The sequence below is a fragment of the Actinoallomurus sp. CA-142502 genome, assembly GCF_050936355.1.
In the GTDB taxonomy this organism is placed as follows: Bacteria; Actinomycetota; Actinomycetes; order Streptosporangiales; family Streptosporangiaceae; genus Actinoallomurus; species Actinoallomurus iriomotensis.
Genome location: NZ_JBNJMY010000001.1, coordinates 4189585 through 4203998, shown reverse-complemented (window position 1 = coordinate 4203998; position 14414 = coordinate 4189585). Strand labels below are relative to the sequence as shown.

The following is a 14414-nucleotide window of genomic DNA, read 5'->3' as shown; positions in this document are numbered from 1 at the left end:
CGTTTCACCGCGCATCACCCGCGTTTTCCGTGGGTGATCCATTGGCGCGACGTTGACCGTGTTCCCGGACAGGAGAGGTTGATGACATCTTCCGTCGCCAGACGCGATGGGCTGGACACCGCTGAGGCCAGGGGCAAGATCTGCGCGGTCGCGATGGAGTGTCTTCGTGACATGCAGGACTGCGTGTCCGCCTACCCGGCGCTGTTCTCGGCCCGGCCGCTCGGCGCGACGGTGTTCAGCGGCGTCGCGCTCGCCCACGCGTTCGGCTCGCCCGACGCCACGGCGAAGGAGCTCAGGATGGCCACGCGCTTCACGCTGTGGGGCTTCGCCGCCGACTGGCTCCTGGACTACGTGGCGTCGTCGGCCGAGGAGATCAATGCCATCGTGGCCGGCTGCGCACGGGTGGGGCGGGGCGGGGCGCCGGATCCCGACATGCCCCTGGAGTGCCTGCTCGCGGGGCTGCGCGACGAGCTGGCCGCCCGGCCGCACTGGAGCGAGCTGCGGCGCGTCTGGGCCGAGCACCTCGACCGCTACCTGTCCGCCAACGCACGCGAGTGGACCTGGAAGACCGCCCATGCGGCCGGAGACGGGGCGGCGCTCCCGACCTTCGAGCAGTACCTCGCGAATGCCGACAACATCGGCGCCTCGCTCGTCAACGTCTCGCACTGGACGTACACCGACGCCGTGGCGACCGCCGAGGAGATGGACCGGCTGGCCGAGGTCAGCGCGCAGGCGCAGCAGGCTCTGCGCCTGCTGAACGATCTGGCCAGCCACGCACGCGACGTCGAGTGGGGCGACCTCAACAGCCTCATGCTCGGACTCGGGCCCGCGGAGGTCACCCGCCGGGCCGAGGAGCTCATCGCCCGCTGCGACGAGATGTGCGAGGAACTGGCCCTGCGGTTCCCCGAGCCGGCGGCCTATCTACGGCGCCAGGTCGGCCACAATGTGGGCTTCTACGGCACGACCGACTACTGGGGCACCCGGTGAGCCCCGAGCGCACGGCGACCGTCGCCGTCCCGCCCACCCCGGCCATCGACATCCTGGCCGAGGCGGAGAACCTCCTCGCCGGGCTTCTGCGCGAGCCCTGGGGCCAGGTCTCCCCCTCGGTGTACGAGACGGGACGCCTGGTCGCCCTCAGCCCGTGGCTGACCGGACACGACCAGCGGATCGACCACCTTCTGCTCAGCCAGCGGCCGGACGGCGGCTGGGGTTCCCCCGAACCCGGGTACGCATTGGTGCCGACCCTGAGCGCGACCGACGCGCTCCTGTCGGCGAGGCGTCCCGGCACGGAGGACGCCGCGACCGTCGGACTGCGCGTTCTGTTCCGCTGGTTGCGCGGACCCGGCGCGCTGACCGCCGCCGACCTTCCCGATATGCCCGCGATCGAGCTGATCGTGCCGAGCCTGGTCATGTCCGTCAACCGGCGGCTGGACGACATGGGCGACGCCGCGGGGCGGTGGCCGGGCGCCGAACGCCTGCGCGTCCCCGCCGGCATCAGCGATGCGCCCCTCCGGCTGATCCGGAGCCGGCTGTCCGCCGGGCAGCCCCTCCCGCAGAAGCTGGCCCACGCGTTGGAGGTCGCCACCCCCGCCGCGCACCGCCATCCCCTGTTCCGGCCCGACACGACCGGCAGCGTCGGCGCCTCGCCCGCCGCCACCGCAGCGTGGCTGGGCCACCCGGACGATGAGGCGGCCTCCCCGGCGGTCGCCTTCCTCCGCGAGGCCGTGCGACCGCACGCCGGGCCGGTCCCCTGCGGCCTGCCCGTGACGGTGTTCGAGCGCGGCTGGGTGCTCGCCTGGCTGATCCGCGCCGGTGTCCCGGTCGATCCGCCCGCCGAGCTCGTGGCCGGCCTGGCGACCTCGCTCGGCCCGAGGGGAACGGCGGCCGCGGCCGGCCTGCCGGAGGACGCCGACACCACCTCGGTGGCGCTCTACGCACTCGCCCTGGCCGGTACCCCGCTGCCGCCCGACCCGCTGTGGGCGTACGAGTCCGGCGACCACTTCTCCACCTGGCCCGGGGAGGACGGCGTCTCGATCACGACGAACGCCCATGTGCTGGAGGCCTTCGGCCAGTATCAACGGGTGGCGGGTGGCCCGGAGGACGCCCGGCGCGCGAACACGGTCACGAAGGTGGCGGCCTGGCTGCGTCGGCAGCAGCGCGCCGACGGCAGCTGGCGCGACCGCTGGCACGCCTCACCCTTTTACGCCACCTTCTGCACGGCGCTCGCGCTGGACGCCTTCGGCGGACCTCGGTCCGCCGAGGCGGTTCGCCATGCCGTACGCTGGGCGCTGGCCACGCAGCGGGCGGACGGGTCGTGGGGCCGGTGGGCCGGCACGGCCGAGGAGACCGCCTACGCGCTGCAGCTCCTTCTCGCGACCGGGCACGGGCGAGAAGTGGGATGGGATGAGATACGGCGGGCGGCGACCCGCGGATTCGCATACCTCATTCGGTGTCCGCGCGAGTCCGAAGGCCCGGCACTATGGCATGACAAAGACCTTTACCAGCCGACCGCCGTTGTCAAGGCCGGCGTGCTGGCGGCACTTCATCTCAGTCATCGAGACGGGCTCACTCTCGAAGCTTGAGTTGCCAATAAAACGGACATCTGGGCATTAAGGGTTACAGAAGTCTCGCAACTCTCCATTCGCCTTGAACCCGATATCTCCGGTTGCTAGAGTTCATGATCGCTATGGCGAGGTCAAAGTAAGATTGACATAAACGGGTCATAGGTATTTCGCTGCAATTCCGCTGGAAGCCCGATCCAGCCCTCCGGTTCCCCCTCCTCATATTGCCGAGGCCGCTGTAATGCGCTTGCGCAACGCCCGTCTGCGAACCAAGATCACCGCGCTGCTCATGTCCCTGGTCGCCCTCTGGGTGTTCGCGGCATGGGTCACCCTGCGGGAGGGCGTGAACCTGCTGTGGGTGTCCACGCTCAACAGCAACGTCGCCCAGCCGATCGTCGATCTGCAGCCCGAGCTCCAGCGTGAGCGCCAGCTGTCCCTGATCCGCCTGGGCGCTCCGGGCGTCCAGCAGCGCGCCGCGCTCAGCTCCCAGCGGCTCCGCACGGACAACGCCGTGGCGAAGTTCCGGAAACTGGCGCAGGCGGGGCGCGTGAAGCTGGCCCAGGACAAGACGCTGAAGCAGGCGATCGCCGCCGGGTTGGCCCAGCTCTCCCAGCTTCCCCAGGACCGGGCCAAGGTCGACTCCGGCATGATCGGCTTCGAGGAGGCGCAGAACGCCTACAGCGCGGCCGTCGAGAGCCTGTTCACGATCGACGACTCGCTGGCGAGCCTCGACGACAAGAAGTACGCCAAGGACGTGCGTGTCTCCCTCCAGCTCAACCGGGCGGCGGAGGTCGTGTCGCAGGAGAACGCGCTGGTCTCGGGGGTCCTCGCGTCCGGACGGCTGGCCCGCAGCGAATACCTCCAGCTCGTCCAGGTCATCGGAGCCCAGCGGTACACCTTCGGCAAGGCGCTCGAGGCCATCGAGGGCAGCGACCGCGCCACCTACGAGGTACTGACCTCGGACGGTCCCTTCACGCGTATGCGCGCTCTCGAGAACACCCTGCTGAACAAGAGCAGGCTGAACCACCCCGCGCCGGTCACCTCGGCCCAGTGGCGTGCCGTCGCCGACCCGACCACCACGCAGCTGTCCAAGGCGGTCTTCGACTACGGCGACAAGCTGGTCGATCGCGCCACGCCGATCGCGATCGGGGTCATCGTCCGCCTCCTGCTCGCCGGTGGTCTCGGTCTCCTGGCGGTCATCGCGTCGATCATCGTGTCGATCACCACGGCACGTGACCTCATGCGACAGCTGGAGAAGCTGCGCATCGCCGCCCGCGAGCTGGCCGACAAACGGCTGCCCGGCGTCGTGGAACGGCTCGGACGCGGCGAGAAGGTGGACGTCGCCTCCGAGGCGCCACCGCTGCGATTCGGCGAGGACGAGGTCGGCCAGGTGGGCCACGCGTTCAACTCCGTGCAGGAGACCGCGATCCGCACCGCAGTCGAGCAGGCCGAGCTGCGCCGCGGCATCCGCGACATCCTCCTCAGCCTGGCGCGCCGCTCCCAGGCGCTCGTCCACCGGCAGCTGACCCTGCTGGACACCATGGAGCGCCGCCAGGACGACTCCGCTGAGCTGGAGGACCTGTTCCACGTCGACCACCTTGCCACCCGGATGCGGCGCAACGCCGAGAACCTCATCGTCCTCTCCGGCGCGACGCCCGCCCGTGGCTGGCGCCGCCCGGTGCCGATGATCGACGTGGTCCGCTCCGCCGTCGCCGAGGTCGAGGACTACACCCGGGTCACGGTGATGCCGATGGGCGAGGTCGCCCTGGCCGGCCGGGCCGTCGGTGACATCGTCCACCTCCTCGCCGAACTGATCGAGAACGCCGTCTCCTTCTCGCCGCCGTACACCCAGGCGCAGGTCAGCGGCCACCCGGTCGCCCACGGGTACGCCGTGGAGATCGAGGACCGCGGGCTCGGCATGACCGACGAGATCCTCGCCGACATCAACGAACGTGTCACCGACCCGCCCGAGTTCAACCTGTCCAGCTCGGCCCACCTCGGGCTGTACGTGGTCGGCCGGCTGGCCATGCGTTACGACGTCAAGGTCTCGCTCAAGCACTCCTCCTATGGCGGCACCACCGCGGTCGTGCTCATCCCGCACGAACTGGTGGTCGAGGGCGCCGACGGCGAGCGCGAGACCAGAGCCGCGGCCGCCGGCGTACCCGTCGGGGTCACGGCCGGCGGCATGACCGCCACGTCGTACGACGACGTGCCCGCCCGCGTCACGGAGGCCACCGTGCTCGAGCCCCCCGCCCTGCCGTCCCCAGCCGAGCCGTCCACCCCAGCGTCGGCGCGGTCGGCCACTTCGGCGTCCGCCGAGGCGACGGGGCCGGCGAGCGAGCCCTCGGCCGCCGCGCCCAGCACGGCGTCGGCCAACGGCAAGTCCGGCACCCTGCCGCCGCTCCCCCGGCGTACGTCCACGACGCCGCGAGAGGCCGAGCCCGCGGAGCCGGCCGAGCCGGCGTCCGCGTCCTCCTCACAGACCACTCCCGGCGGCCTGCCGGTCCGCGTGCCCCAGGCCAGCATCTCCCCCGCGCTGCGCACCGACGGCCCGACCTCGGCGTCCGACGCGGACGGCGAGGCCCAGGACGACGACGTTCCCACGCCGGAGGAGATCCGCAAGTCGTTCGGCGGACTCCAGGCGGGCACCCGCCGAGGCAGAACCGACGCGGCGCGGTCGCGGACCGACGCGACCGACGACACCTCCACACCCGATGAAGACGCCCAAGAGGACAACCAGTGACGCAAAAGACAGACCCCTCCGCCGATCTGGCCTGGTTGCTCGACGACCTGATCAAACGCGTACCCGAGGCGCAGCACGCCATCGTGCTGTCCGCGGACGGCCTGCTGATGGCGGCCTCACGGGAGTTCGAACACGAGGACGCCGAGCATCTGGCGGCGGTCGCGGCCGGCATCCAGTCGCTCGCCAAGGGAGTGGGCGAGCGCTTCGACGGCGGTCCCGTCCGGCAGACCGTCGTCGAGATGCGGTCGGCGTACCTCCTGGTGACCGTCGCCGGGCAGGGTGCCTGCCTGGCGGTGCTCAGCACCGAGGAGGCCGACATCGGACTCATCGCCTACGAGATGGCCATGCTCGTCACCGGACTCGGCCACCATCTGACCGCCGCGTCCCGTAGTTCCGAGCAGGCTTCGTCGTGACCTCGCCCGGCGAACCCCCCGGCGAGGAGTTCCCGGGCACGGAGGCCGGCGAAGACAGCATTGCCGGTCGGCCGGCCGAGCCTCCCGCCGGCGGGGTCGACGACGAAGAACGCTGGCTGGACGACCAGGCCGGGCCGCTGGTCCGGCCGTACGTGATGACCAGCGGGCGGATGCAGCCGGTACGCGGCAAGTTCGACCTGGTGACGATGGTGGAGGCCACGGGCCTGCCCGCGTCGCCGGAACTCGGCCTGGGCCCGGAGCACCAGGCCGTGGTGCGCCTCTGCGAGCAGGTGCTGTCGGTCGCCGAGATCGCGGGCCACCTCAAGCTCCCGACCGTCACCGTACGCGTGCTGCTCGGCGACCTCCTCGACAAGGGGCTCATCACGGTTCAGGACCCGCAGACCGACACCGACTTCATGACCGACGAGCAGATGTACAGGGCAGTGATCGATGGACTCCATGCGCTTTGATCGACAGGGCCGGAGACTGCCCAAGGCGATCAAGATCCTCATCGCCGGCGGCTTCGGCGCCGGAAAGACCACCATGGTCGGGGCCGTCTCGGAGACGAAACCGCTCCGCACCGAGGAGATCCTCACCGACAAGGGTGTACGCGTCGACGACATCGCGGGCGTGGAGGGCAAGACCACCACCACCGTCGCGATGGACTTCGGCCGCATCACCATCAAGGACCAGTTCATGCTGTACCTGTTCGGCACGCCCGGGCAGGAGCGGTTCTGGTTCATGTGGGACGAGGTGGCGATCGGCTCTCTCGGCGCGGTCGTGCTCGCCGACACACGACGGCTCGCGGACTGCTTCCCCGCCGTCGACTACTTCGAGCGGCGCAACATCCCGTTCATCGTCGCGGTGAACTGCTTCGAGGGCGCCAAGCAGTACGAGCTGGAGGAGGTCGAGGCCGCGCTGAACCTCGGCTCCAAGGTGCCGGTGATGCTCTGCGACGCGCGGGTGCGGGAGTCGGGCAAGAAGGTGCTGATCGCGCTGGTCCAGCACGCGATGGAGAGCCGCAAGGTCGGCGCCTCCGTCTGAGACGGCGCCGCGAGCCCCCGGCCCGGCCACGCGCCGGGCCGGGGGCTCGCTCGTCTCACTTGCGCTGGCGCTTCTCCCGGATCTTCATGCTGATCTCGATGGGCGTGCCCTCGAAGCCGAAGTCCTCGCGCAGCCGGCGCTCGACGAATCGCCGGTAGCCCGCCTCAAGGAACCCCGTCGTGAACAGCACGAACCGCGGCGGCTGCACGCCCGCCTGCGTGGCGAACATGACGCGCGGCTGCTTTCCGCCGCGTACGGGGTGCGGCTTGGCCGCCACCAGGTCGGTCATGAAGGAGTTGAGCCGTGCGGTCGGCACGCGCTCACCCCAGCCCTCCAGCGCCGTTTCGATGGCGGGCACGAGCTTTTCGACGTGCCGTCCCGTACGGGCCGAGATGTTGACCCGCGGCGCCCAGCGCGCGTGGTGGAGCTGCCGGTCGATCTCGCGGTCGATGAAGTGACGGCGCTCCTCGTCCACCAGGTCCCACTTGTTGAAGGCCAGGACCAGCGCGCGGCCCGACTCGATCACCATGGTGATGATCCGCAGATCCTGCTCGGCGAGCGGCTCGCTCGCGTCGATGAGCACGACCGCGACCTCGGACCGGTCCAGCGCCGACTGGGTGCGCAGCGTGGCGTAGAAGTCGGCGCCCTGCGACTCGCGGGCCCGCCGCCGGATGCCGGCCGTGTCGACGAACTTCCAGGTGCGGCCGCCCAGCTCGATCAGCTCGTCGACCGGGTCACGCGTCGTGCCGGCGACGGAGTCGACGACGACGCGGTTCTCACCGGCGAGCTGGTTGAGCAGGCTGGACTTGCCGACGTTGGGCCGGCCGAGCAGCGCGACGCGGCGTGGCCCGCCCGCGACACCGTACGTCTCCGGCGGCGCCTCCTCCGGCAGGGCGTTCAGCACGGCGTCGAGCAGGTCGCCGCTCCCCCGCCCGTGCAGGGCGGAGACGACGAGCGGCTCGCCCAGTCCGAGGGACCACAGCGTCGCGGCGTCCGCCTCCGCCCGCGCGTCGTCGACCTTGTTGGCCGCCAGCACGACCGGCTTGTCGGCGCGCCGCAGGACGCCCACGACGGCCTCGTCGGTGTCGGTGGCGCCGACCGTCGCGTCGACCACGAACAGCACGACGTCCGCGGCGTCGACCGCCAGGCGCGCCTGGTCGGCGACGGCGGCGGCGAGGCCCTCGGCCTTCGGCTCCCAGCCGCCGGTGTCGAGCACGGTGAAGCGGCGGCCGCCCCACGCGGCGTCGTAGGCGACCCGGTCGCGGGTCACGCCGGGCACGTCCTCCACGACCGCCTCACGGCGGCCCAGAATGCGGTTGACCAACGTGGACTTGCCGACGTTCGGCCGGCCGACGACGGCCACGACCGGTGGCGGCGCGACGTCGTGCTCCACATTGTCGCCGATGTCCAGGACATCGGCGTGCTCCATCTCGGTCACGGGCGCTCCTCGCCGTACACGGCCTCCCGCACCGCGTCGCCGGCGTCGGCGCCCTTCGCGATCCGTACGACCTCGGTGATGACCTCGGAAAGGGTCAGGCTGGTGGTGTCGACCTCCACGGCGTCGGCCGCGCGCGCCAGCGGGTCGGTCTTGCGGGTGGAGTCGAGGTGGTCACGGCGGGCCAGGTCGGCCTGGGTCGCGGAGACGGAGGCGCCGGTCAGCTCCTTGCTGCGGCGCTGCGCGCGGGCCTCGGCGCTCGCGGTGAGGTAGATCTTGACCGCCGCGTCCGGCGCGACGACCGTGCCGATGTCACGACCCTCCACCACGATACCGCCGGTGCCGATGATCTCCTGCTGCAGCGCGACGAGGCGCCGGCGCACCTCCGGGACCGCGGCCACGGCGCTGACGGCGCCGGTGACCTCGCCGGTGCGGATGGGCCCCGCGACGTCCGTGCCATCGACCGAGATCGACGGGGCGTCGGGGTCGGTGCCGACGCTCAGCACGGGCTCGCCCGCGCGAGCGGCCATCGCGGCCTGGTCGTCGAGCGGGACGCCCTGGCGTAGCATCCACCACGTCACCGCGCGGTACATCGCGCCCGTGTCGAGGTAACGCAGCCCCAGGGCACGTGCCACACCCTTGGACACGCTGGACTTGCCCGAACCCGAGGGGCCGTCCATGGCGATGACGAGCATCTCGTGTGCTTCCTCTCCCGTACCGACCGGCCAACGTCTGAGGCTACCGGTACGGCGGGCCGGCTTGATCCGCACTTCGGCAAGCCCGCGCGACGTCGCATGCGTCTTGTATGTAACATAGATACAAGATGAGCACTGCGACCTCCCGGGCCTACGACCACGTGAAGCAGGCCATCCTCGATCGCGCCTACCCGGGCGGCGCGCTGCTGAGCGAGGGTGAGATCGCCACGGCGGTCGGGGTGTCCCGTACCCCGGTGCGCGAGGCCCTCCTCCGCCTGGAGACCGAAGGCCTCGTACGCCTCTACCCCAAGCGCGGCGCACTGGTCCTGCCGGTCTCCCCACAGGAGATCTCCGACGTGCTGGAGACCCGCGAGCTGGTGGAGACCTTCACCGCCGGCCGGGCCGACATCGGGCCCGAGCTCGTCGGCGAGCTCACGCGGCTCCTGGAGGACATGCGACGGCACGCCGCCGCAGGCGACGGCCGGGAGTTCGCCTACGCCGACCGGTGCTTCCACCGCTCGCTCGTCGCCGCGGCCGGCAACGAGATCCTCACCCAGCTGTACGACTCGCTGCGCGACCGTCAGCTGCGCATGGCCCGCCTCACCGCCGACGACCCCGTACGCGCCGCGGACGCGATCCGGGACCACACCGAGATCCTGGACGCCGTCCGCTCGGGCGACCGCCGCCGGATCCGCGCCGCGATCCACCGGCATCTGCAGACCGCCGGATCCGCCCTGCGCGCCCGCTCCTGACCGAACCCCGCCACCGCATCCCGCCGAGCACACCCCTGCCCCCCGAAAGGTGAAAAGTGAACGTCGCGGTTTTGTCGCCGCCCCGTCCGCAGTCCTCGTCCCATCCCCTCGGCGGCCGCCGCGCGTGGAGCGTGTGGGGCGTCGGCGCCCTCGTCTACCTCGTGGCCTTCTTCCACCGTACGAGCCTCGGCGTCGCGGCCCTCGCCGCCCAGCAGCGCTTCGGCGTCGGCGCGACCGCGCTGTCCAGCTTCGCGATCCTGCAGCTCGGCGTGTACCTGGTCATGCAGGTCCCGAGCGGCATCATGGCCGACCGGTTCGGCCCGCGCCGGATGCTCGGCGCCGCGCTGCTGTGCATGGCCCTCGGCGAGACCCTGTTCGCCTTCGCGGCCTCGCTGCCGCTCGCCGTCCTCGGCCGTGGCCTGGTCGGCCTAGGTGACGCCTTCACCTTCATCAGCGTGGTGCGCCTGGCCGCCTCCTGGTTCCCCCGGCGGAGGTTCGCGGTGCTCACCGCGCTGACCGCGATGACCGGATCGCTCGGCCAGGTCGGCGGCACCGTCCCGCTGTCGGCCGCCCTGCGCTCGTTCGGCTGGACCCCGACCTTCCTCGGCACCGCCGTGCTCAGCGCCGCTCTCGCCATCGTCGTGTGGTGGTGGATCGCCGACCACCCGGCACCGGCGATGGAGCGTTCCAGCGCGGCGAACCCGATACTGGCCGACCTGCGCGAGGTGGTCCGGCAACGCGGGACGCGCACCGCCGTGTGGGCGCACTTCACACTCATGTCGGCGTTCATGGTGCTGGCGACGCTGTGGGGCTACCCGTACCTGGTCAAGGGCCTCGGCATGGGCGCCGGACCCGCCCGGCTGACGCTCACGCTGACCGCCGCGGCGCCGCTGGTGGTCGCGCCCGCCTTCGGCTGGCTGGCCGGCCGCCGGCCTCAGCTGCGCGGGCGGCTGATCGTCTCCGTCGCCGCAGCCCTGGCCGTCGTCTGGGTCACCGCGGTCACCTGGCCGGGCGGACACCTGCCCGTGGCGTTCGCGGTCGTCCTCGTCCTCGTCAGCGCCGTCGGCAGCGCGGCGTCGATGCTCGCCTTCGACCTGGCCCGGGACGCGAACCCGCCGAGCCGGGGCGGCATCGCCTCGGGTGTGGTCAACATCGGCGGCTTCTCCGCGGCGATGAGCGCCTCACTGAGCGCCGGAACGCTGCTCGACGCCGCCGGGGGCACCTACGACGCCCCGTCGTTCCAGCTCGCCTTCGCCCCGATCACCTGCATGATCGTCATCGGCACCGTACGGCTGACGCTGCTACTGCGCCCGTGGCGGCGGCTCCGGCCGGCACCCGGCGAACGCACCGGCGAACGCGCCGCGCGACCGCTCAGCCCGGCACCGACCACCCACACGCCCGCGACTCGTCCACCAAGCGCCGCACCACACCGGAAGCCACACCCGACTCGACCCCACCGACCGGCCGGCCGGGCTCGATCACCGCGGCCCCGGTGCTAGGAACAGCACCACCGCACCGGTCAGGGATTCGAACCGACACCACCGCCTAGGCGCCGGCCCGGTCGCCATGCTCTGCCGGCGCCCGATGGTCGCACCGGGCCTCCGACGCGCCCGCGACTCGTCCGCCAAGCGCTGTGCCGCCGTGGGTGTCACGCTCATCTGAACGAGTGATTCCTGGTGATGCGTCACCACTTGTGCATCACGCGCCGAAGGCAGGTGGATCCGATGGCGGGGAGGAACACCCACCTCCCGCCGGTCGGGCTACTCGATCGTCGCGACCTGGGTGCTGACCTCCGGCGCTTGGAACAGCAATCGCGGTGGACGTAGCGCCGCGCACTCGATGGCGTCGTCGCCGTCGGCGGTGCTACCGGCGGGAACGAGCGCCTCGTCGGCCGCTATGCCGCCGCCGTGGCGACGGTCCGGCGAGCCGAGCCACGACGCCGAGGGCGTGCCGACGGGCACAGCCCGCCCGACGGCACCGTGAGGGGCGCGGGGGCTCACCGCGATCGCGGGCGCGGCCGCGGCCGGGCGCGGCTGCCGGAAGGCACGGACGCGTTCTCCACCGGGTGGACGCGGACGGCGCGGGCCGGTCGGGGATGAGAACGGACACCACCGCCTAGGGCGTGTTTTGTGGATCTTGGGCGAGGAGTGTGGGTTGATGGCGTGTCATGGTGCGTCGTCATGAGCTGAGTGATGCCGCGTGGGCGCGGATTGAGCCGTTGTTGCCTGCTCATCCGCGTCAGGGCGGACGGTGGCGGGATCACCGGCAGGTGGTCAACGGGATCGTGTGGAAGATCCGCACGGGCGCTGATTGGCGGGACATCCCGGAGCGGTACGGGCCCTGGCAGACGGTCTATCAACGGTTCCGCCGCTGGTCAGCCGATGGGACATGGGATCGCCTGTTGGAACATGTCCAGGTCCACGACGACGCGATCGGTGAAGTGGACATGACGGGCGTTTGCGTGGACTCGACCATCGTGCGCGCTCACCAGCACGCCGCCGGCGCCCGCAAAAAGGGGACACCGCCGGGACGAACGGGCAGCAAGATCACCAAACGGACCGGGCGCTCGGACGATCCCGCGGTGGGCTGACCACCAAGATCCACCTGGCCTGCGATGGCCGCGGCCTGCCACTGTCATTCGTGATCACGGGGGGCAACATCAACGATTGCACCCGTCTGATCGAGGTCATCGAAGCGATCCGGATTCCCCGTAAGCACGTGGGGCGGCCTCGCATCCGGCCGTTGCACCTCATCGCCGACAAGGGCTATTCCACCAACAAGATCCGCCTCTACCTGCGCCGCCGCCGGATCGCCCACACCATCCCCGAACGCCGTGACCAGCTCGCCGCCCGTGCCCGCCGCGGATGGCGCCGCTGCGGCTTCGACAAGGAGATCTACCGGCGCCGTAACGTCGTCGAACGCTGCTTCAACCAGCTCAAACGCTTCCGCGGACTCGCCACCCGCTATGAAAAACTCGCTGCTCATTATCGGAGTGTGGTGACCATCGCCAGCCTCATCTTGTGGCTCAACCAAGATCCACAAAACAGGCCCTAGGCGCCGGCCCGGTCACCAGGCTTTGCCGGCACTCGGTGACCGCACCAGGCCTCCGCTCAGCCCGGCACCGACCAACCACGCGCCCGCAGCTCGTCCGCCAAGCGCTGTGCCGCCGCGGGTGTCACGCTCAACTCGACCACACCGACCGGGCGGCCGGGCGAATGCTCGATCGTCACGTCCTCGATGTTGACCCCCGCCACCCCGGCCGCCTGGAACAGCAACGCCAGTTCGCCCGGCCGGTCGGGGATGAGAACGGACACCACCGCGTAGGTGCCGGCGCGGTCGCCGTGCTTTCCCGGCAGGCGGCGGCGGCCGGTGCCGCCGCGCCTCAGCAGTTCGGTCACGTCGGTCTCGGCGCCGGCGCGCAGCGCCGCGGCGGTCGCGGCCAGGTCGGCGGCGACAGCGTCGATGACGTCGGCGACGGGCTCCGCGTTGGAGCTGAGGATGCCGATCCAGAGTGACGGGTCGCTCGCGGCGATGCGGGTGACGTCGCGTACACCCTGCCCGGCGAGGCCCAGCGCGACCTCCGGTGCGGCCTCCAGCCGGGCGGCCACCGCGGCGGCGGCCACATGGGGGCCGTGCGACACCAGCGCGACGGCCCGGTCGTGCTCCTCGGCGCCGACCACCACGGTCTGCGCGCCGCACGCCTCGGCCAGCGCGGTCACGGCCTCGACCGCCTCCGGCAGGGTCTTCGGGGTGGGGCACAGCGCCCACGGACGGCCGACGAACAGGTCCCCGCGCGCCGCGGCGGGCCCGGAGCGCTCACGGCCGGCGAGGGGATGTCCGGCGACGTAACACGTCAGGTCGCAGCCCAGCTCGGCGGCCTCGCGCAACGGCCGGGACTTGACGCTCGCGACGTCGGTGTAGACACGGGCGAGGCCGCGCTTCTGCGCGTCGAGCAGTGTCGCCGCGACGGCCGCCGGCGGCACCGCGATCACCGCGACGTCGGCGGGCCCGTCACCGTCCTCCAGCGGAACGCCGGCGCCGAGCTCGGCCGCCATCCGCACGGACACCGGATCCCGGTCGGTCAGCCGCACCTCGTCGCCGCGCTCGCGCAGCGCGAGCGCCACCGACGTACCGATCAACCCGGTGCCGATGACGACGACCTGTCGTGTCCCGCCGATGACTCCACCTCCGCGTGAGTTCTCGAAGCGTATCCGCAACGCTCGCGGCGAACCGCCGCAACCCGGTCCATCGGCCGCGTGAGCCGTGGCTTCGGCGGAAGGCACGATCTCATGAGCGGCCGATGGCCGCTGGCCGAACCTGCCGGCGACCGGTGGCGGCTGGCCCAACCTGCCGGGGCCCGTGGCCGGGGGCCGTGGCCGGTGGCCGATGGCCGTGACCGATGGCTACTGCGCGATGTCCAGGCGCAGCGCGGTCGCGCCGCGCAGGTAGACGTGCTGGATGTCCGAGCGCGGGCGGTCGCTCTGGATGTGCGCCATCAGGCGGATCACCCGCGGTAGGGCGTGCGGCACGTTGATCTCGCTGGCGCACAGCAGCGGCACGTCGTGGAAGCCGAGCTTGCGCGCGGCCAGTGCCGGGAACTCCGCGGTCAGGTCCGGGGTCGCGGTGAAGATCACGCTGATGACGTCGTCGGTGGTGAGAGCGTTGCGGGTCATCACCTCGGTGACCAGTTCGGCCGTCGCCTCGAGAACCTGGTCACGATCGTCGGCGTCGACCTGGACGGCCCCGCGTACGGCTAGTACCCCCACAAAAC

14 protein-coding genes are annotated in these 14414 nt (G+C 71.6%); 9 read left to right on the top strand and 5 right to left on the bottom strand.

The window, feature by feature from the left end:
* Nucleotides 1-81: 81 nt before the first annotated feature.
* The 6 genes from ACQEV1_RS20335 to ACQEV1_RS20310 all read left to right on the top strand — a co-directional run bounded on the left by ACQEV1_RS20335 (nucleotide 82) and on the right by ACQEV1_RS20310 (nucleotide 6761).
* Nucleotides 82-987, top strand: a complete 906-nt coding sequence (locus tag ACQEV1_RS20335) for a terpene synthase family protein (RefSeq protein WP_433395202.1) — start codon at nucleotides 82-84, stop codon at nucleotides 985-987.
* A complete protein-coding gene (locus tag ACQEV1_RS20330; RefSeq protein ID WP_285616717.1) occupies nucleotides 984-2582 on the top strand; it encodes a prenyltransferase/squalene oxidase repeat-containing protein in 1599 nt (532 codons plus the stop codon). Before ACQEV1_RS20335 ends, ACQEV1_RS20330 begins: the two co-directional genes overlap by 4 nt.
* A 220-nt stretch (nucleotides 2583-2802) precedes the next feature.
* The gene (locus ACQEV1_RS20325; protein ID WP_433395200.1) at nucleotides 2803-5304 is read left to right on the top strand and encodes a sensor histidine kinase; all 2502 of its coding nucleotides are present in this window, start codon (nucleotides 2803-2805) and stop codon (nucleotides 5302-5304) included.
* Entirely contained in the window at nucleotides 5301-5717 is a 417-nt protein-coding gene (locus ACQEV1_RS20320; protein ID WP_285566332.1) for a roadblock/LC7 domain-containing protein, read from the top strand. The genes ACQEV1_RS20325 and ACQEV1_RS20320 overlap by 4 nt, the downstream gene beginning before the upstream one ends.
* Nucleotides 5714-6187 carry a DUF742 domain-containing protein gene (locus ACQEV1_RS20315; RefSeq protein ID WP_285616720.1) on the top strand — a complete coding sequence of 158 codons (474 nt, stop codon included), beginning with the start codon at nucleotides 5714-5716 and terminating at the stop codon, nucleotides 6185-6187. Before ACQEV1_RS20320 ends, ACQEV1_RS20315 begins: the two co-directional genes overlap by 4 nt.
* Nucleotides 6168-6761, top strand: a complete 594-nt coding sequence (locus tag ACQEV1_RS20310) for a GTP-binding protein (protein WP_285566335.1) — start codon at nucleotides 6168-6170, stop codon at nucleotides 6759-6761. Before ACQEV1_RS20315 ends, ACQEV1_RS20310 begins: the two co-directional genes overlap by 20 nt.
* A gap of 55 nt (nucleotides 6762-6816) precedes the next feature.
* On the opposite strand, the gene der is transcribed toward ACQEV1_RS20310, so the two are convergent.
* Together der and cmk are read right to left on the bottom strand one after the other, a co-directional pair.
* The gene (gene der, locus ACQEV1_RS20305) at nucleotides 6817-8190 is read right to left on the bottom strand and encodes a ribosome biogenesis GTPase Der (RefSeq protein ID WP_285618831.1); all 1374 of its coding nucleotides are present in this window, start codon (nucleotides 8188-8190) and stop codon (nucleotides 6817-6819) included.
* Nucleotides 8191-8195: 5 nt separating this feature from the next.
* Nucleotides 8196-8891 carry a (d)CMP kinase gene (gene cmk, locus ACQEV1_RS20300; protein ID WP_285566337.1) on the bottom strand — a complete coding sequence of 232 codons (696 nt, stop codon included), beginning with the start codon at nucleotides 8889-8891 and terminating at the stop codon, nucleotides 8196-8198.
* A gap of 128 nt (nucleotides 8892-9019) precedes the next feature.
* On the opposite strand from cmk, the gene ACQEV1_RS20295 reads away from it, so the two are divergent.
* A complete protein-coding gene (locus ACQEV1_RS20295) occupies nucleotides 9020-9643 on the top strand; it encodes a GntR family transcriptional regulator (protein ID WP_285616722.1) in 624 nt (207 codons plus the stop codon).
* Nucleotides 9644-9699: 56 nt separating this feature from the next.
* Nucleotides 9700-11142, top strand: a complete 1443-nt coding sequence (locus tag ACQEV1_RS20290; RefSeq protein WP_433395196.1) for an MFS transporter — start codon at nucleotides 9700-9702, stop codon at nucleotides 11140-11142.
* A 261-nt stretch (nucleotides 11143-11403) separates the two neighbouring features.
* Here the strand turns inward: ACQEV1_RS20290 and ACQEV1_RS20285 are convergent, their stop codons facing one another.
* Complete coding sequence (locus ACQEV1_RS20285) at nucleotides 11404-11604, bottom strand: hypothetical protein (RefSeq protein WP_433395194.1); 201 nt, start codon at nucleotides 11602-11604, stop codon at nucleotides 11404-11406.
* Nucleotides 11605-11810: 206 nt separating this feature from the next.
* Here ACQEV1_RS20285 and ACQEV1_RS20280 point away from each other — a divergent pair.
* Nucleotides 11811-12697 (top strand): IS5 family transposase gene (locus tag ACQEV1_RS20280; RefSeq protein ID WP_433395192.1). Its coding sequence is split into 2 segments (ribosomal slippage): nucleotides 11811-12180 and nucleotides 12180-12697, totalling 888 coding nucleotides; the frame shifts between segments, so codons are not numbered across the junction.
* Nucleotides 12698-12753: 56 nt separating this feature from the next.
* Here the strand turns inward: ACQEV1_RS20280 and ACQEV1_RS20275 are convergent.
* Nucleotides 12754-13860 carry a prephenate dehydrogenase gene (locus ACQEV1_RS20275; RefSeq protein WP_285616725.1) on the bottom strand — a complete coding sequence of 369 codons (1107 nt, stop codon included), beginning with the start codon at nucleotides 13858-13860 and terminating at the stop codon, nucleotides 12754-12756.
* A 186-nt stretch (nucleotides 13861-14046) separates the two neighbouring features.
* A complete protein-coding gene (gene aroH / locus ACQEV1_RS20270) occupies nucleotides 14047-14409 on the bottom strand; it encodes a chorismate mutase (RefSeq protein ID WP_285616726.1) in 363 nt (120 codons plus the stop codon).
* Nucleotides 14410-14414: the final 5 nt, after the last annotated feature.

What these genes read in the sequence shown, in the direction of transcription:
- cmk (WP_285566337.1), bottom strand. Translation starts at nt 8,891, where the DNA reads ATGCTCGTCATCGCCATGGACGGCCCCTCGGGTTCGGGCAAGTCCAGC.
- ACQEV1_RS20310 (WP_285566335.1), top strand. Translation starts at nt 6,168, where the DNA reads ATGGACTCCATGCGCTTTGATCGACAGGGCCGGAGACTGCCCAAGGCG.
- der (WP_285618831.1), bottom strand. Translation starts at nt 8,190, where the DNA reads ATGGAGCACGCCGATGTCCTGGACATCGGCGACAATGTGGAGCACGAC.
- ACQEV1_RS20325 (WP_433395200.1), top strand. Translation starts at nt 2,803, where the DNA reads ATGCGCTTGCGCAACGCCCGTCTGCGAACCAAGATCACCGCGCTGCTC.
- ACQEV1_RS20335 (WP_433395202.1), top strand. Translation starts at nt 82, where the DNA reads ATGACATCTTCCGTCGCCAGACGCGATGGGCTGGACACCGCTGAGGCC.
- ACQEV1_RS20295 (WP_285616722.1), top strand. Translation starts at nt 9,020, where the DNA reads ATGAGCACTGCGACCTCCCGGGCCTACGACCACGTGAAGCAGGCCATC.